The following is a 24559-nucleotide window of genomic DNA, read 5'->3' on the forward strand; positions in this document are numbered from 1 at the left end:
TTCTACGGCAACAGCTGTTGCCTAGCCGCCATAGCGGCCGGCCAGCGCCCGCGACAGCGCCTCTCCCTCGGTTGCAAGCCGGGACGAGGCTTCCTGGCTGGCCTCGGTACAGGAGCGATGCGTCAGGGAATAGGCCTTGAAGCCGCGATTGAACGCTGCGGTTAACCGGTCGCGGCGCTGCGGCGTCCGGCCTTCCGCCTCGATCAGCGCCGTCATCCGCGTGCGCCAGTCCTGCGCCTCGCGCCCGCCGCAGAGCGTCCTGAGATAGGCCAGCGAGCCCATGATCTCGGAGAGCTGCAGGAGCTGCGGCTCATAAGGCGGAGCGGCAGGCTCGGCCGGCGCTTGCTCGGCGGGCTTGGTCGCAGGCGGCTTCGCGGCAGGTTGCTGAGGCCGCTGCTGTGCGTTCGCCGCAATCGGCAGCAGGAGCAGGGCGGCCAGAAGCGCCGGATGGCGAAGCCGGGCCATCATGAGGAGCCCATTCCGGTTGTGAAGAGCTGATGGGCGCGGCGCAGCACGTCGCCGAGCTCGCGCGTGGTGGCGAGCCCGCCGAGCTTCAGCGGGTCAGCCCACATCACCGCCCCGGCCTCCGGCCCCGTGCGGGGCTCGCCGGAGAGCCATGCGCCGATGAAGGAGGCGACGACGAAATGATGCGTCACGGCGCCCTTGGCGTCCCGGCCGAAGATCTCGACATGGCGGTTGAAGCCGAGGATGCGGGCGACGACGCCGACCTCCTCTTCCAGCTCTCGCAGGGCCGCTTCTTCAAGCGTCTCCCCGGCCTCGACCTTGCCGCCCGGCAGCGACCAGAGCTGATCGGCAGGCGGCTTCGTCCGGGTCGCCAGCAGCACCTTGCCGTCGCGGAAGACCGCGACGGAAGCCGCCAGCACCGGCCGCGCCGCAGCCCGGCCGGGCGCAGGAAAGCGGATGACCTGGCCGCCGTCTTCGCTCATGCCAGGAGCTCACGTGCCAGGAGCTCACGCATCAAACGTGCTGCCCGCCATTGATGTGCAGCTCAGAGCCGGTGACGTAGCTCGAGGCATCCGTGCAGAGGAAATAGATCGCCTTCGCGACCTCGTCGGGCTTGCCGAGGCGCTGCATCGGCAGGGTTGCGACGATCTTCTCGGTGCCCGGCGACAGGATCGAGGTGTCGATCTCGCCGGGCGAGATCGCGTTGACGCGCACGCCGAGCGGGCCGAAATCGGCCGCCATCTCGCGGGTCAGGCTGGCGAGCGCCGCCTTCGAGGTCGCGTAGGCCGCCCCGGCGAAGGGATGGACGCGCGAGCCCGCGATCGAGGAGACGTTGACGATCGCGCCCTTGGCGGCGGTGAGCTCGTCGAGCAGGCCGCGCGCCAGCATGATCGGCGCGAAGAAATTGACCTGGAAGACCTTGTGCCAGTCGTTGAAGGAGGTGGTGGCGGCGCCGAGACGCTCACCCTTCGGCCCCTTCGGCGAGATGCCGGCATTGTTGACGAGCGCATGCAGCTTGCCGCCCTCGATGGCGAGCCGCTTCTTGATCTCGGCGATGCCGCGCATCGTGTCCTCGGGGTCGCCGAGATCGATCTGGATGTGGTCGTCGGCGCCCGACGGCCACGGGCATTTGTCGGAGAAGGCCTGACGCGAGCAGGACAGGATGCGCCAGCCCGCCATGGCGAACTGCATCACCGTGGCATGGCCGATGCCGCGGCTTGCCCCCGTCAGCAGCATGACCGGGCGCTTGCCGGCCTCAGTCTTCGGGAAATCGAACTTGGGCATCGCCATGGGGCAGGTGTCCTCAGGGGTAGAAGCGCGTCTTCGTCCAGGGCGTCTCGTTCGAGTCGCGGCGGAAGATGATGCGGTCATGCAGGCGGAAGGCGCCGTCGCGCCAGAACTCGATATAGGTCGGGGTGATGCGAAAGCCGCGCCAGTAGGCCGGGCGCGGAATCTCGCCGATGCCGAATTTTAGCGTGTAGCTGGCCACCGCCTTCTCCAGCGCGAAGCGGCTCTCCAGCGGGCGCGATTGCTGCGAGGCCCAGGCGCCGATGCGGCTGTCGCGCGGGCGGGACTGGAAATAGGCATCCGATTCGGCATCGCTGACGAGCGCGACATTGCCGCGGATGCGAATCTGACGGCGCAGGCTCTTCCAGTGGAACAGCGCGGCTGCCTTGGGCTGGCCGATGAGTTCCTGGCCCTTCTGGCTTTCGGTGTTGGTGTAGAACACGAAACCGTCCGGCCCGTGGCCCTTGAGCAGCACCATGCGGCTGTTCGGCATGCCCTCGGCATCGACGGTCGAGAGCGCCATGCCGGTGGGGTCGTTCGGCTCGGACTTCGTGGCCTCATCCAACCACTTCTGGAACAAGGCGAAAGGCTCGTTTTCCTCGGTGAAGTCACCGCTCGTTAACGGTTGCACGTTCTAATCCTCGGGTAGTGGAAATGGGCGTTGGGCGAGCGCAGAAGTGATCCGGGTTCGGGCGGTTGGCTTATATAGGGCAGGGGCGGGGGCGTTCCAAAGCCTCAACCTTTGCGCAGCCCCCATGCGCCCGCTGGCTGCCGCGATGCTGCTGGGGCTACTCAGCGCCGGTTGTTCCGTTTCCTTCCCGATTCTCGGCCTGTCGAGCAAGAGCGAGGACGAGATCGCCGCGACCTCGGCGATGACGACCTCGTCGGTCCTCCCGGCACGCGGCGGCGATCGCGCCGGCCCGCTTGCCAGCCTGACTGCGGAACTCGGGCCGGAGGACATGCGCCGGGCCGACGGGGCGATGAGCGTGGCGCTCGATCCCCAGGGCAATGGCGCCGCCGTCTCCTGGGACAATCCCCAGAGCGGCATCAAGGGTTCCTTTATTCCGGTCGGTGGCCCATTCCTGCGTTCCGACGAGATCTGCCGGGCCTTCATCGCCAGCGTCCAGACGCAGGCCCGGCCGGTGAAGCTGCAGGGCACGGCCTGCCGCCCTTCGGGTGGTGAGTGGGCCGTCAAGGACATGGGCCCCTGGAAGGACCTGGGCTAGGTTTTCACGTCGCTTGCGTCGTTGTCGCGCCGGGTGCAAAACGGCCTCGAGCCGGTGTTGCGTATGCGCCACACCGTACCCACATGAGCTGAAGCGGGCGGCTGGCGGCTTTGGCGCCGGCCGTTCGACTTTGTGTGAAAGAGGTTTGAATGCGCGATCCCTATCAGGTTCTGGGCGTCGCCCGCGGCGCGAGCGATGCGGAAATCAAGAAGGCTTTCCGCAAGCGCGCCAAGGAGCTGCACCCGGACCGCAACCGGGACGACCCCAAGGCGCAGGACAAGTTCTCCGAGCTCAACGCCGCCTATGAGATCGTCGGCGACGAGACCAAGCGCAAACAGTTCGACCGTGGCGAGATCGATGCCGAGGGCAAGCCGCGCTTCCAGGGCTTCGAGGGCATGGGTGCTGGCCGCGGCGGGCGCAGCGGCGGCTTCGAGTTCAATTTCGGCCAGGGCGGCGGCAACCCCTTCGGCGGTCGCGCCGGTCCGGGCGGCGGCGATGCCGGTTTCGACGCTTCCGACATCTTCTCCTCGCTCTTCGGCGAGGGCTCCCGGCGCGCCCGTGGCAAGCCCGAGCCGCAGAAGCCGCCGGAGCAGAGCTTCACGCTTGAAGTCACGCTGGCGCAGGCCGCGACCGGCGGCACGCGCCGGGTCAAGCTGCCCGGCGGTCGCGAGGTCGAGATCACCATCCCCGAGGGGGTGAGCGACGGCAAGGTGATGCGCCTGCGCGGGCTCGGCCAGACCGATCCGTTCTCGGGCGAGGCCGGCGACGTGATGATGACCATCAAGGTGAAGCCGGATTCCCGCTTCATCGTCGACGGCAACGACCTGCGCACCCGCGTCGCGGTGCCGCTCGCCAAGGCGGTGCTCGGCGGCCCGCTGCATGTGCCGACCCTGACCGGCGCGGTCGAGATGAACATCCCGCCGCTGACCGGCACGGCACGGCAGTTCCGCCTGCGCGGCAAGGGGCTCAAGGGCGAGAAGGGTGCGGTCGGCGATCTCTTCGTCGCCATCGATATCGAGATGCCTGCCAGCGATGCCGAGCTCACGGCGCTGATGAAGGCGCGCGACGAGGCGAACTAAGCCGGCTCGCGCGCCCATGCGGCCGAAATCGGGCCGCATGGGCCATGGATCGCTCTCTCATGCGCGATTCAGCCGTGGAGGCGGGCATCAAAGCGGTTCACGTTTCCCTGTGACTGTTCTAAGAGACCTGCTCGTCATTCATCTGCGGGTCTCCCATGCCTGATTCCAACGCCGTTTCGCCGACCGCCAATCTCCTCAAGGGCAAGCGCGGGCTCGTGATGGGCGTCGCGAACAACCGGTCCATCGCCTGGGGCATCGCCAAGGCTGCAGCGGATGCCGGCGCGGAACTCGCCTTCACCTATCAGGGCGATGCGCTGAAGAAGCGTGTCGAGCCGCTCGCCAAGGAACTCGGCGGCCATGTCGTCGGTCATTGCGACGTCACCGACGGCGCCACGATCGACGCGGTCTTCGCCGAGATCGAGAAGCTCTGGGGCAAGCTCGACTTCGTCGTCCACTGCATCGCCTTCTCCGACAAGGACGAACTGACGGGCCGCTATGTCGAGACCAGCGAGGCGAATTTCTCGAAGTCGCTGCTGATCTCCTGTTATTCCTTCACGGCGATCACGCAGCGCGCCGAGAAGCTGATGCCGGATGGCGGTTCGCTTTTGACGCTGACCTATTACGGCGCCGAGAAGTGGATGCCGCATTACAACGTCATGGGCGTCGCCAAGGCCGCGCTGGAATCGAGCGTGCAATATCTCGCCGCCGATCTCGGTCCCTCGAAGATCCGCGTCAACGCGATCTCGGCTGGCCCGATCAAGACTCTGGCGGCTTCGGGCATCGGCGATTTCCGCTACATCCTGCGCTGGAACGAGTACAATTCCCCGCTGCGCCGCACGGTCACCATCGAGGAGGTCGGCGAGACCGCGGTCTTCCTCGTCTCCGACATGTCGCGCGGCATCACCGGCGAGATCATGCATGTCGATGCCGGCTACCATGTCGTCGGCATGAAGGTGCCGACCGCGCCGGATATCTCCCTCGACAAGGGCGAGTGACATCGGGGTTGGTTATAACATTGTTGTAACCAGCCAGGGCGGCGCTTATAATGGCTTCATGGAGGAAGCCATGCGCAGCGCGGTCAAGAAAATCGGCAATTCGGCGGGCATCGTCATTCCGAAGCCTCTTCTGGCCGAGATCGGCGCCAAGGCTGGTGACGGTGTTGAACTCACCGTCGAGCAAGGCCGCATCATCATCGAGCCGGTGCAGACGCGGGCGCGCGAAGGCTGGGCCGAGGATGCCAAGCGTCTCGCCGAAGCGGGAGATGACGCGTTGGTCTGGCCGGAATTCGGCAATGCCGAGGATGCCGAGCTGACATGGTGAAGCGCGGTGATATCTGGCTCGCAACGCTCGACCCGACAGTCGGCAGCGAAATCCAGAAGACCCGGCCCTGTCTCGTCATCTCCCCGCCAGAAATCCACGACCATCTGCGCACGGTCATCGTCGCGCCCATGACCTCCAAAAGCCGCCCGGCCGGTTTCAGGATTCCGATCTCTTTTCAAGGCACCGATGGATTGGTCCTGCTGGAGCAGAGCCGTACCCTCGACAAGACGCGGTTGATCAAGCGGCTGGGATCGGCCCCACCGGCGACGCTCAGCCGGGTTCTGGCTGTTCTGCGCGAACTCTACGAGGATTAGCTTGCTCGGCGGCTCACGCCGCCAGCAACGCTTTCAACCGATCCGTCGCGACATCGTCGCGGCGGATCGTTTCGTCTGTGGCGGCTGCCAGCAGCTCGGTGACGCTGCGCCCGCCGATCCGGCGTTGCGGCAGGATTTCGGCCAGCGGCGTCAGCACGAAGGCCCGCTCGGGGATGCGCGGATGCGGGATCTGCAGGCGTGCTTGGTCGATGATCGCATCGCCATAGGTCAGGATGTCGATATCGAGCGTGCGCGGCCCCCAGCGTTCGCGACGCTCGCGGCCGCCGGCGCGCTCCAGCTCGAGGCAGAAGGCGAGCAGGTCCGCCGGCTGCAGCGTGGTCTCGACCAGCGCGGCCATGTTGAGAAATTCGGGCTGGTCGGTCTTGCCCCAGGGTGGCGTGCGATAGATCGAGGACAGGCGGCCGAGCGTCACGCTGGAATGCTCGCGCAGCCCTTTCAGCGCCGCGGCAAAGGCCGCGACGGGATCGCCGATATTGCCGCCGAAGGCGAGTGCGGCCTCAACCTTCACGCTGGAACCTCAACTGGATGCCGACCGAGCCGAGCGTGGCCGGGATCGGCGGCGCCGGCTTGCGCAGCGTGACCTCGACGCTGGTGATGGGGGGGAAGGCGTCGAACAGCGCGAGTGCGACGGCCCGCGCCGCGCCTTCGAGCAGATGGTAGCGGCTGGCCGTGAAGACCTCCGCGACGATCGCGACGGCCCGGCCGTAATCGACCGTGTCGGCGAGACGATCGCTGGCGGCGGCGGCGCGCAGGTCGGCATCGAGCACGAGGTCGAGCACGAAGCGCTGGCCGAGCCGCTCCTCCTCCGAGAAGAAGCCATGATAGGCGTAGATATCGAGTTTCTCGATCAGGATGCGGCCGGTTTCGCTCACAGGTCTGCTTTCATGCTGTCTTCGATGGCCGCCCAGGTCTTCAGCGCGTCGATATGCGGGGCGACGTCATGGGCGCGGATGATGGCGGCGCCGCGGCTCGCGCCATAGAGATGCGCGGCGATGCTGGCGGCGAGGCGCTCGGCCGGAACCTCGCGGCCGGTGATGCGCCCGAGCGTCGACTTGCGGGAAGCGCCGAGCAGGACCGGGCAGCCCAGCACGGCGAGCCGGTCGAGATGGCGGATCAGGTCGAGGTTCTGCCTGGCCGTCTTGCCGAAGCCGATGCCGGGGTCGACGACGATCTGGCTGCGCGCCACGCCGGCTTGCGTCGCGATCGCGATCGAGCGTTCAAGGAAGCGCAGGACGTCGTCGAAGATGTCGAGCGAGGCGTCGATGGTCTCGCGGTTGTGCATCAGGATGATCGGCGCGCCGGCCTGCGCCGCGACCGCGGCGATGCGAGGGTCGCGCTGGGCGCCCCAGACATCGTTGACGATGGAGGCGCCGGCCGCGAGCGCCGCTTCCGCCACCTCGGCCTTGTAGCTGTCGATCGAGATCGCGGCGTCGATCCGCGCCTTCAGCCCGGCAATGACCGGCAGCACGCGGCCCATCTCGGTCGCGGCGTCGACGGCGGCATGGCCGGGCCTCGTCGATTCGCCGCCGATATCGACGATGGCGGCACCCTCGGCCGCGAGGCGCGCGCCATGGGCGACCGCCGCTTCGGCATCCGCCAGCAGCCCGCCATCCGAGAACGAATCGGGCGTCATGTTGACGATGCCCATGACGAGCGGCGTCGCGGGAAGCGCGAGACTGCGGCCGTCGGGCAAGGTGAGGGCAGGGGGCATGCGGTTCCGCTGGTGACGAGGCAAGGGCGCTATACACACGCCGTGTAAATTCGGCCACAGAAAGCGGCCGATTGTCGCCATCGGCGGAAAGCGCCGGGAAGAGCTTTGACCCTGCCGGTGCCGGCGTGCAGAAGCGGATCATGGTTCCGCTCTCGCTCCCTCACCGTCTCATCCTCGTCCGTCATGGCGAAACCGACTGGAACCGGGAGGGGCGCCTCCAGGGTGGCCAGGATATTCCGCTGAACGATCTCGGCCGCCGCCAGGCCGCCGAAGCCGCCAGCCGCCTCAAGGTGCTGGAGCCGGCTTTCGCCGATCTCGACTATATCGGCTCGCCGATGCAGCGGGCGCGGGAGACCATGGACATCCTCCGGCGCGAGCTCGCATTGCCGGCCGGCGAATACCGTATCGACGACCGCCTGCGTGAACTGACCTTTGGCGAGTGGGAAGGCTTCACCTGGCGCGACATCCGCAAGGCCGAGCGCGAGCAGGCCCATCTGCGCGAGCGCGACAAATGGGGCTTCGTGCCGCCGGGCGGCGAGAGCTATCGCATGCTGGCCGAGCGGGTCCGCCCGGTCCTGGAGGAGCTCAAGCGCGAGACGGTGATCGTCAGCCATGGCGGCGTCGCGCGGGCCGTGCTGGCGCTGGTCGGGGCGGTGGCGCCGCGCGAGGCCTCCATGGTCGAGATCTGGCAGGGCAAGCTGCTCGTCGTCAGCGGGAACAAGGCGGACTGGATCTGAGTTTGCACGGAGCGGGATCGCGACCGAGCCGGCGGCATTCATGGCCGGTTCACGCGTGATTCCGCAGGGAGAATATGCTAGCGAGGCGGCGTGATGCGGCGGCCTGCCCGGCCGGGGGGCTCACGCGGATGTCGCGATGCGGGAGCGACGATTCCGGTTTTCTTCACGAGGTGCGTGATAAGGCGCCACACGGCCGAGGCAGGGGGCTGCCACGGTGTCAGCGACGGGCCTTTCAGCGCAGCGGGGCGCGATGAACGATATGACGAAGCTGTCGGCGGCGTCTGACGCGGCTGCCGCCAATCCTCTCGCCATGCTGGCCGGCGAGAAGCGTCCCGATCTGATTCGGGACGAGGTTCTGGCCGAGATTTTCGCGGCGACGGTCGCAGCCCGTCCCGACCATCCCGCCCTTACCGATCTCACCCGCCGCCTGAGCTATGCCGAGGTCTGGGCCGAGGCCGGGCGCCAGGCGCGCGGTCTCCAGCTCGCCGGCATCGGGCCGGGCGACATGATCGGCCTGTGGATGCCGCGCGGCATCGATCTGCTCGTCGCGCAGATCGCGATCACCCGGGCGGGCGCCGCCTGGATTCCCTTCGATGCCGAGGCGCCGGTCGAGCGCATCGCGACCTGCCTGAACGACGCCGACGCCAAGGGCATCGTCACCTGCAGCGGCTGGGCCGGCCGGGCCGAGGCGACGGAGCGCACCGTCTGGACGCCCGAGGGGCTCGCCGCCAATGCCGATGGAACCGAGCCGCCCGCCCGCCCCGCGGGGCTGACGGTCGAGCACCCCGCCTACCTCATCTACACGTCGGGCTCGACGGGCACGCCGAAGGCGATCGTCATCAGCCATCGCAACATCTGTCATTTCCTGCGCTCCGGTAACGCGCTCTACGGCTTCGGCCCGGACGACGTCGCCTTCCAGGGCGCCTCGGTCGCCTTCGACCTGTCGATGGAAGAAATCTGGACGCCCTATCTCGTCGGCGCGACACTCTTCGTCGCCTCGCCCGAGATGATGGGCGATGCCGAGAAGCTGCCGGCGATCCTGAACGAGGCCGGCGTCACCATCATCGACACCGTGCCGACGCTGCTCGGCATCCTGCCGGCCGATGTGCCCTCGCTGAAGCTGATCCTGCTTGGCGGCGAGGCGCTGCCGCCGGCGATCGTGCAGAAATGGTCGAAACCCGGCCGGCGCATCCTCAACACCTACGGTCCGACCGAAGCGACGGTCGTCGCGACCGCTGCCGAGGTCGTCCCCGGCGAGACCGTGACCATCGGCAAGCCGATCCCGAATTACACTGCTTACGTCGTCAGCGAGGACATGCGCCTCGTCCATCCGGGCGAGCAGGGCGAATTGCTGATCGGCGGCCCCGGTGTCGCCAAGGGCTATCATGGCCGCCCGGAGCTGACGGCCGAGAAATTCATCGCCAACCCCTTCACCGGGGTCGCGGGCGAGGGCGATCCGATCCTCTACCGCTCCGGCGATGCCGTCAGCCTCGATGCCGACGGCAATATCGTCTTCCACGGCCGCATCGACGACCAGATCAAGATTCGCGGCTTCCGCGTCGAGCTCGGTGAGATCGAATCCAAGCTTGCCGACGAGCCGGGCGTCGCGCAGGCCGCGGTCGTGCTGCGCACCGATGACGGCATCGAGCGCCTCGTTGCCTTCGTCGTGCCCGAGCCCGGCGTCGCGGTCGACGGGCCGGTGCTGCGCGCGGCTTTGCGCGAGAAGCTGCCACCCTACATGGTGCCGGCGCATTTCGAGGCGGCCGGCTCCCTGCCGCGCATGGTTTCCGGCAAGGTCGACCGCAAGATGCTGAAGGCGGCGCCCTTGACGGCGCCGAGCGCCGATGGCGAGCAGGAGCCGCCGCGCAATGCGACGGAAGCCGCATTGCTGGAGGCGGCCAAGCGCGTGCTCGGCACGGCGAGCCTGCCGCTGGAGGCGGATTTCTTCATCGATCTCGGCGGCCATTCGCTGCTCGCGGCCCGCTTCATCTCGATCGTGCGCGAGACGCCGGCCTATGCCGGCATCACGCTGCAGGACGTCTATTCCGCCCGGACGCTCCGGGCGATGGCGGCGCTCCTCGATGAGCGCGGCGTCGCCGTAGCCGAAGACCTCTCCTTCACGCCGCCGCCCTTCCTGCGCCGCTTCCTTTGCGGCCTCGCCCAGGCTGCGGCGCTGCCGGTCATCATCGGCCTCGCCACCGCGCAGTGGCTCGGCGTCTTCGTCACCTACATGATCCTCTCGGGCGAGGACCTGCCGCTGCTCGGCCAGATCGCCGCGCTGCTCGGCGTCTATGTCGCGATCATCGTCGTGACCGGCCTCATCGCCATCGCGCTGAAATGGCTCGTGCTCGGCCGGACCAAGCCGGGCGTCTACCCGCTCTGGGGCGTCTATTATTTCCGCTGGTGGTTCGCCGCCCGCGTCGCCGGCCTCGTCCATATCAAGTGGCTGCAGGGCACGCCGGTGATGCGCTTCTACTGGCGCATGCTCGGCGCCAAGGTCGGGCGCGACGTCATCATCTCCGATTACGAGGCCGGCGCCATCGACCTGATCGAGATCGGCGACGGCACGAGCTTCGGCTCCAAGACCACCTTCGCCAATGGCGAGGCGATCGGCGACAAGCTGATCATCGGCCGCATCACCATCGGCAAGGATGTCTCCGCCGGCGCTTCGGTCGTGCTTGGGGCTGGCGCGGTGATCGGCGACCATGCTGAGATCGGCGACCTTACCGCGATCGCACCCAGCGCCCATGTCGGCGAGGCCGAGATCTGGGACGGCACGCCCGCCCGCAAGATCGGCATGGTCGATGTCGCGGCCCTGCCGCCGCAGGCCGAGGCCTCACCTGGCCGCCGTGCGCTGCTGACGGCCTTCTACATCCTGATGCTGGTCGTGCTGCCGCCGGTCAGCCTGCTGCCGATCTTCCCGGCCTTCTGGCTGTTCGACAAGATCGACTACTGGATCGCCGGCTGGACCGAGATCAGCTATCTCTGGTTCCTGCCGATCCTGACCTGGCCGACCGCGATCGGCCTGATCGCCTTCACCGTACTGCTGATGGCGGGCCTGCGCTGGGCGATCTTGCCGCGCGTGACCTCGGGTTCCTGGTCGATCCATTCCAGCTTCTACGCCCGCAAATGGACGGTGGCGCTGGCGACCGAGGTGACGCTGGAGACGCTCTCCTCACTCTTCGCCACCATCTACATGCGCGCCTGGTACCGGCTGATGGGCGCCAGCATCGGCAAGGGCGCGGAGATATCGACCAATCTCTCCGGCCGCTACGACCTGACCGGCATCGGCGCCGGCAATTTCATCGCCGACGAGGTCGTCTTCGGCGACGAGGACATGCGCCGTGGCTATATGCGCCTCGACGCGACGCGCACCGGCGATCAGGTCTTCGTCGGCAACGACGCGGTGGTGCCGCCCGGCGCCGTCATCCCCGATCGCGTGCTGATCGGCATCAAGTCGAAGCCGCCCACCAACGATCGCATGCAGCCCGGCGACACCTGGTTCGGCTCGCCGCCGATCCGCCTGCCGACGCGGCAGAAGGTCGATCTCGGAGCCGACTGGACCTACAAGCCCTCCTTCGCCAAGCAGTTCGGGCGCGGCCTGTTCGAGGCGCTGCATACCTCCTTCCCGGCCATGCTGTTCATCACCTTCGGCACGATCGCGGTCGACATGGTGCTGCAGCAGAAGATCAACGAGGGCGACTGGCTCGGCCTCGTCCTCTCCTTCATGGGCGTCGCGGTCGCCATCGCCGTGGTGCAGGCGCTGATCTGTGCCGCCGTGAAATGGCTGATGATGGGCGTCTACAAGCCCGTGATGAAGCCGATGTGGTCCTGGTGGGCGATGCGCACCGAGGCCGTCGCGGTGATGTACTGGGGCCTGGGCGGCAAGGTGCTGTTCGACTATCTGCGCGGCACGCCGTTCCTGCCCTGGTTCCTGACGCTGTTCGGCGCGAAATACGGCAAGGGCGTCTGGCTGGATTCCACGGATATCACCGAGTTCGACTGCATCAAGGTCGGGGATTTCTGCACGGTGAACGCCCATTCGGCGCTGCAGACCCATCTCTACGAGGACCGGGTGATGAAGGTCGGGCGCGTGCGCCTCGGCAAGGGCGTCTGCGTCGGTGCGGGCGCGACCGTGCTCTACGACACTCATGTCGGCGACTACGCCCAGATCGGCCTGCTCACCGTCATCATGAAGGGTGAGAACCTGCCGGCGCATACGCGCTGGGAGGGCGCTCCGGCCGCGCCGGCGAAGGGGCCGGCGCACTGATCCGCGGCGCCTAGGCGACGCGGACCCACGGCTCGCCGGCAGGGTGCCCGGCGAGCGGCAACGCCATCTCTTCGGACCGCAGCTCGCGGACGGCACCTTTGGCGAGATCGCCCAGTTCGAGCTCGCCGATCCTGACCCGGACGAGCCGCAGCACCTCGGCGCCCGCCGCTTCGACGATCCGCCGGATCTGCCGGTTGCGGCCTTCGTCGATGACCATCTCGACCCAGGCATTGCGCTCGCCGCTCCGCAGCAAGGCGGCCGAGCGGATCGACAAGACTTCGTCGCCGTCGATCGCTCCCCCTCTCAGCCGGGCCATCAAGGCCTCGTCAGGCACGCGGTCGATCTGGACATGATAGGTCTTGTCGACCCCCGAGGCGGGATCGAGGATGCGCTGCGCCCAGCGCGTGTCGTTGGTCATCAGCAACAGGCCCTCGCTTGCCATGTCCAGGCGGCCGACCGGGGCGAGATGCGGCAGGTCGAGGCCTTCGAGGCAGGCATGGACGGTCTTGCGCCCTTCGGGATCGTTCGCCGTCGTCACCACGCCGCGCGGCTTGTTGAGCATCAGGTAGATGCGCCGCGCGGCCGTTACCGGCTGGCCGTCGACCGCGAGCCGCGCGCGCTGCGGATCGACCCGCAGATCGGGATGGCGCACGCCATGCCCATCGACCGTGACGCGCCCCTCGCGCACCAGCTTCTCGGCCTGCGTCCGCGAGCAATAGCCGAGTTTGGATAGCGCGCGGGCAAGGCTGACGCTGGCCGTCGCTGCCGGCGCGGGGCGCCTGCGGAGAAATCTCATGATGAGCCTGGCCGTTGGCCGCCGCGCCGCGAACGAGGCGCGCCGGCCGCCCGCGCGCGAACGCTTGCGGTCGGCCGGTCCCGTACGCGGTCGGCGGATGGCTTCGACGTGGAAGCCTGTCGATGTCGGAAAATGGTGGCGCGCCGCCTGCCAGCAGGCCGGTCGTCGCCGGATCGACCCCGAAGCGGCCCTGCCGGGCGGCTCGGGGCTAGGCTCCCGCGATGATGGGGCTCCCGGGGCGCCAGGAGCGCGAAGGGCTGAACGTCCGGCTCATGGCTGCGTTGAAGCGGTGAGGACAGGCCTTGTCAACGGCCGTGGCGGTCCGTGCGGGGTTTCGCCGCGCGCCGATCCGGCTTAAGAGCCGGTAGGAAACGTATCGGGCTCCCATGTCGCATAACAGCTTCGGCCATCTCTTCCGCGTCACCACCTTCGGCGAGAGCCATGGGCCCGCCATCGGCTGCGTCGTCGACGGCTGCCCGCCGCTGCTTCCGTTGACCGAGGCGGATATCCAGGGCGATCTCGACCGTCGCCGGCCGGGCCAGTCGCGCTTCACCACGCAGCGCCAGGAGCCGGACGAGGTCCGCATCGTCTCCGGCGTCTTCGCCCGCGAGAGCGACGGCGTGCAGGTCACGACCGGCACCTCGATCGGGCTCCTGATCGACAATGTCGACCAGCGTTCGAAGGATTATTCCGACATCAAGGATAAGTACCGGCCGGGCCATGCCGATTTCACCTATGACGTGAAATACGGCATCCGCGACTATCGCGGCGGCGGGCGTTCCTCGGCGCGCGAGACGGCGATGCGCGTCGCCGCCGGCGCCATCGCCCGCAAGGTCGTGCCCGGCATGATCGTGCGCGGCGCACTCGTGCAGATGGGGCCGCACAAGATCGACCGCGCCAACTGGGACTGGGAAGAGGTTGGCCGCAACCCGTTCTTCTGCCCGGATGCCAAGGCTGCGGCCTTCTTCGAGGGCTATCTGGATGGTGTCAGAAAGTCCGGTTCCTCGATCGGCGCCGTGCTGGAAATCGTCGCGGAAGGCGTGCCGCCGGGGCTGGGCGCCCCGATCTACGGCAAGCTCGATTCCGAGATCGCCGCCGCACTGATGAGCATCAATGCGGTCAAGGGCGTCGAGATCGGCGAAGGCTTCGGCGCGGCCGAGCTCTCCGGCGAGGAGAATGCCGACGAGATGCGCGCCGGCAATGACGGGCGTCCGTTGTTCCTCTCCAACCATGCCGGCGGCGTCCTCGGCGGCATCTCGACCGGCCAGCCGATTGTCGCGCGTTTTGCAGTCAAGCCGACGTCCTCGATCCTGGCGACGCGCGCGACCGTGACCCGTACCGGCGGCGAGGCGGAGATGTTCACCAAGGGTCGCCACGACCCTTGCGTCGGCATCCGCGCCGTTCCGGTCGGCGAGGCGATGGTCGCTTGCGTGCTGGCCGACCAGTATCTGCGCCATCGCGCGCAGGTCGGCGTCGTCGAGCCGCGCTGGCCATTCCAAGAGTGACATAAGCCGGGCGGCGGCTGCCGCCTCGCAACTTGCATTTCAGCAATACTGAAAATGCATCGATCATTCATTGCGGATGAAGCGGCGTCGTATTAGCTTCACGGCATGAAGCTCGACGTCTGGCTCCGGCAAAACAAGATCGCGCGCAGCGCCTTCGCGAAGCAGGTCGGCCTGTCGCCGGCCAGCGTGACCGCGCTTTGCAACGATCCTGCCGCCTGGATTTCCCGCGAAAGCGCCGAGCGCATCACCGCCGCCACCGGCGGCGCCGTCACCCCCAATGATTTCCTCGGCCTGTCCGGGCCACGCGAGGCTGCCATGTCCAACAATGTCGCCGAGACCATCGAAGCCTTCGCCCGCGGCGAGATCGTCATCGTCACCGATGACGACGATCGTGAGAACGAGGGCGATCTCATCGTCGCAGCCTCGCTCTGCACGCCGGAGAAGATGGCCTTCATCATCCGCAATACCTGCGGCATCGTCTGCGCGCCTTTGACGTCGAGCGAGGCTCGCCGCTTGCGGCTCGACCCGATGGTATCCTCGAACGACGCCCCGCTCGGGACGGCCTTCACCATCACGGTCGACGTCAAGCACGGGCTCACCACCGGCATCTCGGCCGAGCAGCGCACCAACACGGTCCGCGCGCTCGCCAACGGCAATATGGGCGCGGCCGATTTCGTGCGGCCGGGCCATGTCTTCCCGCTGATCGCCAAGGATGGCGGCGTGCTGATGCGTTCCGGCCATACCGAGGCCGCGGTCGATCTCTGCAAGCTCGCCGACCTCCCGCAGGTCGGCGTCATCTGCGAGCTCGCCAATGACGACGGCACGGTGATGAAGGGCGCGCAGATCACCGCCTTCGCCGAGAAGCATGGCTTGAAGCAGATCACCGTCGCGGACCTGATCGCCTATCGTCAGTCGCGCGAGAAGCTGGTCGAGCGGGTGCATTCCTTCCCGGTCAAGACCGAGTTCGGCGATGTGACGGGCCATGTCTATGTCACGCCCTTCGACAGCACCCAGCACTTTGCCTTCGTGATGGGCAAGCTCGGTGATGGCGAGAAGGTGCCGGCCCGCCTGCACCGCGCCGATGTCGTCGCCGACGTGCTCGGCGGCGCCGGCTCGATCCAGTGCGCGCTGCGCCGCTTCCAGCAGGAAGGCAAGGGCGTGCTGATCTACCTGCGCGACGGCAGCGCCGGCGTGCCGATCAAGGCTGTCGACGAGGAAGGCTCGGATGCGCTGCGCAGCCAGCAATGGCGCGAAGTGGGCCTTGGCGCGCAGATTCTGCGCGACCTCGGCGTCCGTTCGATCGTGAACCTCGCCTCCTCGCCGCGCTCCTTCGTGGGCCTGAGCGGTTTCGGTATCGAGATCGCCGGGACGGCGCCGCTGGAGTAAGCGCGGCGCCCGGCGCTCAACCCTCCATCAGCGCCGAGACATGGGCGGCCGTCGATTTCGCCAGCGCATCGAGATCGTAGCCCCCCTCCAGCACCGAGACGACCCGGCCGCCGGCATGGCGGTCGGCGGCTTCCATCAGCTTCTGGGTCGCCCAGCTGAAATCGGCCTCGCGCAGGTTGAGGCTGGCGAGCGGATCGCGCCAATGCGCATCGAACCCGGCCGAGATCACGACGAGGTCCGGGCGGAAGGCATCGAGGCGCGGCAGGATCGCTGTCTCGAAGGCATCGCGGAATTCGTCGGAGCCGTCGCCGGCACGCAAGGGCGCGTTGACGATCGTGCCCTGCGTGCCGCGTTCCATGGCCGAGCCGGTGCCGGGATAGAGCGGCATCTCGTGGACGGAGGCGTAGAGCGCCGAAGCGTCGTCCCAGAAGATGTCCTGCGTGCCGTTGCCGTGATGCACGTCCCAGTCGATGACGGCGACGCGTTCGGCGCCATGCGTCTTCTGGGCGTGGCGGGCCGCGATCGCGGCGTGGTTGAAGAAGCAGAAGCCCATGGCGCGCTCGCGCTCGGCATGGTGGCCGGGCGGGCGCATCGCGACGAAGGCGTTGCGCGCCTTGCCCGTCATCACCTCGTCCACGGCGGCAACGGCCCCGCCGACGCCGCGCAGCGCCGCCTCGATCGTGCCCGGCGACATCAGCGTGTCCGCATCGACCTGGACGAAACCCGTCCCAGGAGCGGAGGCGATCAGGGCCCGCGCGTAGGATTCAGGATGGCAGAGCGCGACCTGCTCGAGCGTGCCGAGCGGTGCTTCCAGCCGAATCAGCGCCGCGAATCGCTCGGCCTCGAGCGCCTGCTCGACGGCCTTGATCCTGTCGGCGCATTCGGGGTGGCCCGCCGGCATCGCGTGCGCGAGGCTCGCCGGATGGGTGAAGAGCAGGGTCGTCAAAGCCGGTTACCCCTGCAGCACATCCGCCTGAAACGCCATGCGTGGCCGCTTTGCCACGCCAAACGGCCTTCTGAGCCCCGGAAACGGAACCGGATTGCACCCTGGCCGTTTGAGGCCTAGTGCTTCGCCGAGCCGCCGCTTTTGGGGAAGCGCTCTGGCGATACGAAGCGTTAACGTTCGATTCATCATAACGGCTGCCTTCGGGTCGGCTGGGTGGAGGCTATGAAGAAGACCGTTTTCGTCGCGCTGGCGCTGTCCGCCCTGCTGGGCGCCTGCCAGTATAAGAGCGTGGCCGCTCCGGAGCTGTCAGCCCGTGATGCGGAATATATCGCGCTCGTCCCCAAGTTCGACACCTACCTGCCTTATCTCCCCTACGAGATCGCCGATCCGACCGGGCAGCCGCCCGGCACGGTCTATGTCGATACGAAGGAGAAGTTCCTCTACCTCGTCCTGCCGAACAAGAAGGCGATCCGCTACGGCGTCGCCACCGGTGACGAGGCTTTCGGCTGGACCGGCGAGGCCGTGGTGCAGCGCAAGGCCGAATGGCCGCGCTGGACGCCGCCGGCCGAGATGGTCAAGCGCTGGCCGCATCTGAAGCCGGTTGCGGGCGGGATGAATGGCGGGCCGGAAAACCCGCTCGGCGCCCGCGCGCTCTATCTCTACCAGAACGGCCACGACACGCTTTACCGCATCCACGGCACCAACGAGCCGGAGACGATCGGCCGCTCGGCCTCGTCCGGCTGCATCCGGATGCGCAACATCGACGCGATCGACCTGTTCAACCGCGTGCCGGTCGGCGCAAAGGTCATCGTCGTCTGAGCGATCGGACGATCCGGAGAATGCGGCGGGCGGCCTTCGGGTCGCCCGTTTTCGTTTCGGGTATGCTTTTGGGTGAGCTGCCTTTGTCATTCCGGGGCTTCGCGTAGCGAAGAACCCGGAACCCACGACCGGGCGAGCCTTTGCCCGATCAGTGAAGCGAAGCGCCGCACCCAGTCGTGGGTTCCGGGTTCATGCCTGCGGCATGCCCCGGAATGACAAGGCGGCTTCGCAAAATCACGGCTCTCGGACGGTCTCGACGGCACCGCCCAAGAAAAAGGCCGGTGGGAGCAAGCTCCGCACCGGCCAAGTCATAGGGTCTCGAAGGGGAGGTTTCAGTCGTCGAAACCGTGGCGCAGAACGCCGGGCAGATCGGCCCTGCGTGCTTCGCCGTGCTGCTTCAACGCAGGCGACATCTGTCGGGTTCCCGCGGCGACCGCCTGAATCGCGATCGGGCGGAAGAGGGTCGCATAGGTCGCCCGCGCCGTGGCGTCGTGGAAACCCTTGCGGACCGGTGTCGTGGAATGGGCGTCGCGTTGAAGCATGGCTCCTGACTCAAGCTGTGGACCTCGTGCCGGCGGCTCGCGCCAGCCGACCCCTCCATCTCTGACGCCTGATCGGGACGGCGCCGGGGCGCCTCTGTGATCTGTTCGTGGCGTTTTCGGGCGGCGATCCCGGATTCCGCCTTATTGCTGAACAGAAAAAAGGCCGGGCGCTGCCGCCCGGCCCTCCGTCTTCATGCGATGTCTGGCGCTCAGGCGAAGAGGCCTTCGGCCTTGGCCCAGTTCAGGGTCTTATCGAGGGCGCGCTCGCAGCGGTTGAACATTTCCTCGATCTCGGCCTCGTTGATGACGAGCGGCGGGCAGAAGGCGAGGCGGTCGCCCATGGCGCGGGTGATGAAGCCCTCTTCCAGCGCATAGGCCACGGCCTTGGCGCCGACGCCCTTCTTGCCTTCGAACGAGGCCTTGGTCTGCTTGTCCTTGACCAGCTCGGCGCCGCCGATCAGGCCGACGCCCTTCGCTTCGCCGACGAGCGGGTGCTCGTTCAGCTTGGTGAGGCGGCGCAGGAAGGTCGGCGAGACCTTCTCGACATGGTCGACGATCTTCTCGCGCTGGTAGATCTCCAGCGTCTTCACCGCGACGGCGCAGCCGACCGGGTGGCCGGCATAGGTGTTGCCGTGGCCGAAGGTGCCGATCTTGCGGCTCTGGTCGACGAGAACGTCATAGATCTTGTCGTTCATCATCACGGCGCTGAGCGGGAAATAGGCCGAGGTGATCTGCTTGGCGAGCGAGATCGAGTCGGCGTTGAGACCGTAGGTCTCGGTGCCGAACATCTTGCCCGTGCGGCCGAAGCCGGTGATGACCTCGTCCGAGATGAACAGGATGTCGTACTTGGCGAGCACGGCATTGATCTTCTCGAAATAGCCCTCCGGCGGGACGATCGCGCCGCCGGCGCCCATCACCGGCTCGGCGATGAAGGCGGCGACCGTGTCCGGCCCCTCGCGCAGGATCATCTCTTCCAGCTCGGCCGCGAGGCGCGTGGAATAGTCCTGCTCGCTCTCGCCGGGCTCGGCGAAGCGGTAGTGATGCGGGCAGGAGGTGTGCAGGATGCCCGGCAGCGGCAGGTCGAAATCGATATGGTTGTTCGGCAGGCCGGTCAGCGAGGCCGAGGCGACGGTGACGCCGTGATAGCCCTTCAGCCGCGAGATGATCTTCTTCTTCTGCGGCCGGCCGAGCGCGTTGTTGAGATACCAGACGATCTTGACCTGGGTGTCGTTGGCGTCGGAGCCGGAGGCGCCGTAGAACACCTTGGAGATCGGAACCGGGGCGATCTCCTTCAGCTTCTCGGCGAGCTCGATCGCGGGGTCATGGCTGCGCCCGCCGAAGATATGGGTGAAGGGCAGCTTCTTCATCTGCTCATAGGCGGTCTCGACCAGCTCCTGGTTCGAGTAGCCGAGCGAGGTGCACCAGAGCCCGGCCATGCCCTCGATATATTCCTTGCCGGCGGAATCGTAGACATAGATGCCCTTGCCGCTCTCCAGCACGAGCGGGCCCGTCTGCCGATGCGTGGCGAGGTTGGTATAGGGATGGACGAGGGTCTCGATATCCCTGACGGCGACATTCGACAGCATGATGGGCTCCCGGCTCTGTTTAATATTCTTTCCAGCATACGCCGATATGACCGCAAATGTTGAGCGATTTTGGCGCAGGGGACGGTAGACTCTGCCGCAGGGCGAGCGAAACGGAAAGGCTTCGCGCCAAACGCGCGCTAGGGCCGCTCACGCGGCCTGAAAACTAGCTGCGCCTCCGTGAAAATGCGCGTCATCCCGGACGGAGCGAAGCGGAGATCCGGGATCCATCGTAGAGTGCGACGCCTTTCGATGGATCCCGGGGGCAAGCCCCGGGATGACGGCGTGCTTCCCCAGAAAATGACCTAACCAGCGACCGGCGGCGGGGTGAAACGGCTGCCCAGCTCCTCCAGCATCGCGCCGACGGCGATGGCCGTGCGGTCCTCGCCGAAGGGCGCGATGATCTGGACGCCCAGCGGCAGGCCCTCGCTGGAGCGCATCACCGGAGCTGACAGGGCCGGCAGATCCGCGCCCGTGGCAAGCGCCGCCCAGAGCAGGAAATCGAGATAGGGCCGCGGCTCGCCGTTCACGATAAGGCGTCGCGCATGGATGTCCGGGCCATGGTCATGCGGGATTGCGGCGACCGGCGCCGGCGGGCAGAGCACGACGTCGTAACGCGTGAAGAAGCTGGCCCATTGCCGCTTCTGGGCGAGGCGGCGCTGGTTGATCTGCTGGTAGAAGCCCGGCGTCATCCGCGCGCCGCGCGCCTGCAGGGCCTGGTGCGACAGGTCGTTCGGGCTGAAGCGCGAGGCTTGCGCTTGAATGCGGGCGCGCACCTTCGGCGGCAGGCCATAGGCGACGACGGCGTGGTTCAAGAGCGCATAGACCTCGAAGGCGTCAGCGAAGCGCACCGAAGGGCGCGCCGTCTCGTCGACGATCGCGCCGGCTTCGGCCAGGCGGCGCGCGGCCTCGCGCACGGCATCCGAGACTTCCTTGTCGACCGGCGCGAACGCATCGTCGGCCCAGAGCGCGACGCGCAGGCCCTTGGCGCTGGTTCGGCGCGGCTCCGGCAGGGCGGGGGCGGAGAGAGCGGTATCGCGCGGTCCCGCGATCACCTGCAGGATCAGGCCGAGATCCTCGGCAGCGCGCGTGATCGGGCCGGCGACCATCAGGTCGGCATTGCGCAAGGTCCGGCGCTCGGGCGGCGGCGGGATCGCGCCCCAGGTCGAGACCAGCCCCCAGCTCGTCTTAAGGCCGAAGACGCCGCAGGCATGGGCGGGCCAGCGGATCGAGCTGCCGAGATCGGAGCCGAGCTCGAAGGCGCTCATGCCGGTCGCGACCGCGACGGCCGCTCCCCCCGAGGAGCCGCCGGGCGAGCGCGTCTCGTCCCAGGGATTATTGGTCACGCCATGGGCCGGGTTGTAGCTCTGGAAATCACCGGAGAAGACGGGAACGTTCGTCTTGGCCATGATGACCGCACCGGCCGCCCGCAGCCTTGCGACGGGTGCCGCGTCCTCGGCCGGCACGCGCTCGCGATAGGCCGGCAAGCCACCGGAGGAGGGCAGGCCGGCAACGTCGAAGGCGTCCTTGATCGTGATCGGCAGCCCTTCGAGCGGGCGGGCCGTACCGTTGGCGATGCGCGCGTCCGAGGCTTTCGCCATGGCGCGGGCGGCGTCGCGATCCTCGGCGACGATCGCGTTGAGGCGCGGGTTCAGCGCGTCGATCTGGGCGAAGGTCGCTTCGAGCAGGTCGGTGGCGCTGAAGCGGCGGGCAAGCAGCGCTTGGCGCAGGGCGGTGGCGGAGGCCGTCAGGTCGATGCCGTCAGCCATGGCCGCTCACTCGGCGTCGACGGCGCGGGCGAGGTCGCGCCAGACCAGCACCAGCCGGTCGAGCTCGGCGAGGTCGTCCGGTTTCAGTTTGCCGAGCGTGCTGGCGACGAAATCGCGCTGGGCGGCGATGCCGGCCTCCGCAAGCCGCCGACCTTCCGGGGTCAGATGCATCGCATAGGAGCGCCGATCGCCGGCGATGGCGCGGCGCTCGACGAGCCCGGCCTGCACCAGCCGGTCAACGAGGCCCGAGACATTGCCCTTGGTCACATAGAGCTTTTCGGCCAGTTCGCTCTGGCTGATGCCCTCCTGCTCGGTCAGCGTCGAGAGCAGGTCGAATTGCGGGATCGACAGGCCGAGCGTGCGGATGCGCGCCGTCATCTGCATCAGCATGCGCTGGTGCAGCCGCATGAAGCGGAACCAGACACGATCCGGTTCCGTGGCGGCCGGCTGAACGGCTTTCGCTGCGGTCATGGCGTTTCCCCCCGCTCTTTGAAGGATCAGACCTAAACCATCTCACGCGCGCAGGCGAGCCTTCGATGGGATGACTTCCCTTTCGCGGAAGCCCCTCGCTATCCTCCGGCAAAACGGATCTGGGAGGACATGCGCATGCTCGGCCTGATGCAGGACTGGCCCCTTCTGCTCCACCGCATCATCGACCACGCCGCCATCCAGCACGGCACGCGCGAGGTGGTGAGCCGCGCCGTCGAGGATGGCGCCCTCAGACGACGCAGCTATGTCGAGATTCGCAGTCGTGCGCTGAAAGTGGCGAAGCGCCTGCGGAAAGACGGTATCGCGCTGGGTGACCGCGTCGCGACGCTCGCCTGGAATACCGACCGCCATCTCGAGCTCTGGTATGGCATCAGCGGCATCGGCGCGATCACGCATACGGTCAACCCGCGCCTCTTCCCGGAGCAGATCGCCTGGATCGTCAACCACGCGGAAGATCGCTTGCTCTTCCTCGATCTCACCTTCGTGCCGATGATCGAGGCGATCCAGGACAAGCTGCCGAGCATCGAGCGCTATATCGTCCTGACCGACGCCGCGCATATGCCGCAGACGAAACTCAGGGGCGCCGTCGCCTATGAGGATTGGCTGGCCGAGGCGGACGACGATTTCGTCTGGGGGCGCTTCGACGAGAACACGGCCGCCGGGCTCTGCTACACCTCGGGCACGACCGGCGGACCGAAGGGCGTGCTCTATTCGCACCGCTCCAACGTGCTGCATGCGCTGGCCTGCGCTGCGCCGGACTATATGGGCCTGTCGGCGCGCGACACGGTGATGCCCGTCGTGCCGCTCTTCCACGCCAATAGCTGGTCGCTGGCTTATTCCGCGCCGATGACCGGTGCCAAGCTGGTGATGCCGGGCGCCCGGCTCGACGGTCCCTCGCTGCATCAGTTGCTGGAAGAGGAGGGCGTGACCATGACGGCGGCGGTGCCGACCGTCTGGCTCGGCCTGCTCCAACATCTGGAAGCGACGAACGGCAAGCTCTCGACACTGAAGCGCGTCGTCATCGGCGGCTCGGCCTGCCCGCGTGCGATGACCGAGGCTTTCGAGCGCAAGTTCGGCGTCACCGTCGCTCATGCCTGGGGCATGACCGAGATGAGCCCGCTCGGCTCCTTCTGCTCGCTGAAGCCGGTCTATGAAGCGCTGGAAGGCGATGCGCTCTACGATCTCAAGGTGAAGCAGGGTCATCCGCCCTTCACGGTCGAATTCCGCCTGACCGACGATGCCGGCGCGGACCTGCCCTGGGACGGCAGGACCTTCGGCCGGCTCAAGGTGCGCGGCCCTGCGGTCGCCGGCGCCTATTATCGGAACGAGGACGGTATCCTCGACGAGCACGGCTTCTTCGACACCGGCGACGTCGCGACCATCGACCCCGCCGGCTACATGCAGGTCACCGATCGCTCCAAGGACGTGATCAAGTCCGGCGGCGAATGGATTTCCTCGATCGACCTCGAGAACCTCGCCGTCGGCCATCCCGATGTCGCGGAAGCGGCAGTGATCGGCGTCGCCCATCCGAAATGGGACGAGCGACCGCTGCTGGTGATCGTGCCGAAGCCGGGGCGCAAGCCGGGCAAGGACGAGATGCTCGCCTTCATGACCGGCAAGATCGCGAAATGGTGGCTACCCGACGATGTCGTGCTGGTTGAGGCCATTCCCCACACCGCGACCGGTAAGATCCAGAAGACGAAGCTGCGCGAGATGTTCAGCGATTATCGTTTGCCGGGCTGATCAAGGGGGCCGCAACGCTTTCATACTGAGCGCGTCACCCCGGACGGAGCGCAGCGGAGATCCGGGATCTATTCCGGAGCCTAGCGGGAAAAGGTTCCGGAATGGATCCCGGGTCTCCCTTTGGTCGCCCGGGATGACCGTCGTGTTTCGATGCATAGTCGAAGGGGACTGGCTGTCGCCTGAAACACGAACGGCGCCCTTTCGGGCGCCGCGCATGTCGTGTTTGGGGATGATCCGGAGGCTGTTGGCCTCAGAACTCTTCCCATCCGGAATCGCTGGCCCGGCCGCCGCCGCCATTGGCGACCTTGCGGGGCGCGGGCGCACGGGACTGGACGAAGGCGGCTTCGGCCAGCTGACGCAGCCGCTCCGGCTCACCGGAGGTCGCGGCGGCAGGCGCAGGCCGCGCGGCGCGCATCGGCGCCTTGACCGCACGCAGGCCTGTCGCGGCCGGCTGGGCGTAAGCCGTCTGGCCCGCCGCCTCGCGGCCGGTGCGGAAGGTCGCGACCAGCGCGTTGAGCTGCTCGATCCGGCCGGAGAGCGAGCCGGCCGAG

The 24559-nt window shown here is 67.5% G+C and carries 25 protein-coding genes; 11 read left to right on the forward strand and 14 right to left on the reverse strand.

Annotation, left to right across the window (positions count from 1 at the left end):
- Positions 1-21: 21 nt before the first annotated feature.
- From WFK61_RS21265 to pdxH, 4 genes are all read right to left on the reverse strand, one after another.
- Entirely contained in the window at positions 22-468 is a 447-nt protein-coding gene (locus WFK61_RS21265; protein WP_336814065.1) for a TIGR02301 family protein, read from the reverse strand.
- Positions 465-947, reverse strand: a complete 483-nt coding sequence (locus WFK61_RS21270; RefSeq protein ID WP_336814066.1) for an NUDIX hydrolase — start codon at positions 945-947, stop codon at positions 465-467. The genes WFK61_RS21265 and WFK61_RS21270 overlap by 4 nt, the downstream gene beginning before the upstream one ends.
- Before the next feature lie 31 nt (positions 948-978).
- Positions 979-1701 carry an SDR family NAD(P)-dependent oxidoreductase gene (locus WFK61_RS21275; RefSeq protein WP_257734972.1) on the reverse strand — a complete coding sequence of 241 codons (723 nt, stop codon included), beginning with the start codon at positions 1699-1701 and terminating at the stop codon, positions 979-981.
- A 67-nt stretch (positions 1702-1768) separates the two neighbouring features.
- A complete protein-coding gene (gene pdxH / locus WFK61_RS21280) occupies positions 1769-2383 on the reverse strand; it encodes a pyridoxamine 5'-phosphate oxidase (protein ID WP_336814067.1) in 615 nt (204 codons plus the stop codon).
- A gap of 124 nt (positions 2384-2507) precedes the next feature.
- Here pdxH and WFK61_RS21285 point away from each other — a divergent pair, with 124 nt between their 5' ends.
- The 5 genes from WFK61_RS21285 to WFK61_RS21305 all read left to right on the forward strand — a co-directional run bounded on the left by WFK61_RS21285 (position 2508) and on the right by WFK61_RS21305 (position 5691).
- Entirely contained in the window at positions 2508-2978 is a 471-nt protein-coding gene (locus tag WFK61_RS21285) for an RT0821/Lpp0805 family surface protein (protein ID WP_336814068.1), read from the forward strand.
- 149 nt (positions 2979-3127) lie between these two features.
- On the forward strand, positions 3128-4057 hold the full coding sequence (locus tag WFK61_RS21290) for a DnaJ C-terminal domain-containing protein (protein WP_336814069.1): 930 nt from the start codon (positions 3128-3130) through the stop codon (positions 4055-4057).
- A gap of 155 nt (positions 4058-4212) precedes the next feature.
- Positions 4213-5052 carry an enoyl-ACP reductase FabI gene (fabI, locus tag WFK61_RS21295; protein ID WP_089174211.1) on the forward strand — a complete coding sequence of 280 codons (840 nt, stop codon included), beginning with the start codon at positions 4213-4215 and terminating at the stop codon, positions 5050-5052.
- 70 nt (positions 5053-5122) lie between these two features.
- Positions 5123-5377 carry an AbrB/MazE/SpoVT family DNA-binding domain-containing protein gene (locus WFK61_RS21300; RefSeq protein ID WP_336814070.1) on the forward strand — a complete coding sequence of 85 codons (255 nt, stop codon included), beginning with the start codon at positions 5123-5125 and terminating at the stop codon, positions 5375-5377.
- Positions 5371-5691: a type II toxin-antitoxin system PemK/MazF family toxin gene (locus tag WFK61_RS21305; protein ID WP_336814071.1), complete on the forward strand. Its 321-nt coding sequence runs from the start codon at positions 5371-5373 to the stop codon at positions 5689-5691. Before WFK61_RS21300 ends, WFK61_RS21305 begins: the two co-directional genes overlap by 7 nt.
- Positions 5692-5704: 13 nt before the next feature.
- Here WFK61_RS21305 and folK read toward each other — a convergent pair whose 3' ends face one another.
- From folK to folP, 3 genes are read right to left on the reverse strand one after another with little or no spacing between them, the layout of a single operon-like run.
- Positions 5705-6220: a 2-amino-4-hydroxy-6-hydroxymethyldihydropteridine diphosphokinase gene (gene folK / locus WFK61_RS21310; RefSeq protein WP_336814072.1), complete on the reverse strand. Its 516-nt coding sequence runs from the start codon at positions 6218-6220 to the stop codon at positions 5705-5707.
- On the reverse strand, positions 6210-6584 hold the full coding sequence (gene folB / locus WFK61_RS21315) for a dihydroneopterin aldolase (protein WP_199087159.1): 375 nt from the start codon (positions 6582-6584) through the stop codon (positions 6210-6212). Before folB ends, folK begins: the two co-directional genes overlap by 11 nt.
- Complete coding sequence (folP, locus tag WFK61_RS21320; protein ID WP_336814073.1) at positions 6581-7423, reverse strand: dihydropteroate synthase; 843 nt, start codon at positions 7421-7423, stop codon at positions 6581-6583. Before folP ends, folB begins: the two co-directional genes overlap by 4 nt.
- Before the next feature lie 140 nt (positions 7424-7563).
- Between folP and WFK61_RS21325 the strand changes: the two genes are divergently transcribed.
- Positions 7564-8160 (forward strand): histidine phosphatase family protein, encoded by a 597-nt coding sequence (locus WFK61_RS21325; RefSeq protein ID WP_336814074.1) that lies wholly within the window; start codon positions 7564-7566, stop codon positions 8158-8160.
- A 250-nt stretch (positions 8161-8410) separates the two neighbouring features.
- A complete protein-coding gene (locus WFK61_RS21330; RefSeq protein ID WP_336814075.1) occupies positions 8411-12430 on the forward strand; it encodes a Pls/PosA family non-ribosomal peptide synthetase in 4020 nt (1339 codons plus the stop codon).
- A 10-nt stretch (positions 12431-12440) separates the two neighbouring features.
- On the opposite strand, the gene WFK61_RS21335 is transcribed toward WFK61_RS21330, so the two are convergent.
- A complete protein-coding gene (locus tag WFK61_RS21335) occupies positions 12441-13226 on the reverse strand; it encodes a pseudouridine synthase (protein WP_336814076.1) in 786 nt (261 codons plus the stop codon).
- Between the two features lie 386 nt (positions 13227-13612).
- Here WFK61_RS21335 and aroC point away from each other — a divergent pair, with 386 nt between their 5' ends.
- The gene (gene aroC, locus WFK61_RS21340; protein WP_336814077.1) at positions 13613-14731 is read left to right on the forward strand and encodes a chorismate synthase; all 1119 of its coding nucleotides are present in this window, start codon (positions 13613-13615) and stop codon (positions 14729-14731) included.
- A gap of 105 nt (positions 14732-14836) precedes the next feature.
- On the forward strand, positions 14837-16117 hold the full coding sequence (ribB, locus tag WFK61_RS21345) for a 3,4-dihydroxy-2-butanone-4-phosphate synthase (protein WP_336814078.1): 1281 nt from the start codon (positions 14837-14839) through the stop codon (positions 16115-16117).
- A gap of 16 nt (positions 16118-16133) precedes the next feature.
- On the opposite strand, the gene WFK61_RS21350 is transcribed toward ribB, so the two are convergent.
- Positions 16134-17063 (reverse strand): histone deacetylase family protein, encoded by a 930-nt coding sequence (locus WFK61_RS21350; protein WP_336814079.1) that lies wholly within the window; start codon positions 17061-17063, stop codon positions 16134-16136.
- Between the two features lie 222 nt (positions 17064-17285).
- Between WFK61_RS21350 and WFK61_RS21355 the strand changes: the two genes are divergently transcribed.
- The gene (locus WFK61_RS21355; protein WP_336814080.1) at positions 17286-17882 is read left to right on the forward strand and encodes a L,D-transpeptidase; all 597 of its coding nucleotides are present in this window, start codon (positions 17286-17288) and stop codon (positions 17880-17882) included.
- 332 nt (positions 17883-18214) lie between these two features.
- Here WFK61_RS21355 and WFK61_RS21360 read toward each other — a convergent pair whose 3' ends face one another.
- From WFK61_RS21360 to WFK61_RS21375, 4 genes are all read right to left on the reverse strand, one after another.
- The gene (locus WFK61_RS21360) at positions 18215-18424 is read right to left on the reverse strand and encodes a hypothetical protein (RefSeq protein WP_336814081.1); all 210 of its coding nucleotides are present in this window, start codon (positions 18422-18424) and stop codon (positions 18215-18217) included.
- A 209-nt stretch (positions 18425-18633) separates the two neighbouring features.
- On the reverse strand, positions 18634-20010 hold the full coding sequence (locus WFK61_RS21365; protein ID WP_336814082.1) for an aspartate aminotransferase family protein: 1377 nt from the start codon (positions 20008-20010) through the stop codon (positions 18634-18636).
- Between the two features lie 302 nt (positions 20011-20312).
- A complete protein-coding gene (locus WFK61_RS21370) occupies positions 20313-21776 on the reverse strand; it encodes an amidase (protein WP_336814083.1) in 1464 nt (487 codons plus the stop codon).
- Positions 21777-21782: 6 nt separating this feature from the next.
- Positions 21783-22247, reverse strand: a complete 465-nt coding sequence (locus WFK61_RS21375) for a MarR family winged helix-turn-helix transcriptional regulator (protein ID WP_257734966.1) — start codon at positions 22245-22247, stop codon at positions 21783-21785.
- Between the two features lie 135 nt (positions 22248-22382).
- On the opposite strand from WFK61_RS21375, the gene WFK61_RS21380 reads away from it, so the two are divergent.
- On the forward strand, positions 22383-24008 hold the full coding sequence (locus WFK61_RS21380; RefSeq protein WP_336814084.1) for a long-chain-fatty-acid--CoA ligase: 1626 nt from the start codon (positions 22383-22385) through the stop codon (positions 24006-24008).
- A 250-nt stretch (positions 24009-24258) separates the two neighbouring features.
- On the opposite strand, the gene WFK61_RS21385 is transcribed toward WFK61_RS21380, so the two are convergent.
- Positions 24259-24559 (reverse strand): hypothetical protein (locus tag WFK61_RS21385; RefSeq protein WP_336814085.1); only part of this gene is annotated, 301 nt, incomplete at its 5' end.

It is taken from the genome of Allobosea sp. MMO-172 (assembly GCF_037147855.1).
GTDB lineage: Bacteria > Pseudomonadota > Alphaproteobacteria > Rhizobiales > Beijerinckiaceae > Allobosea.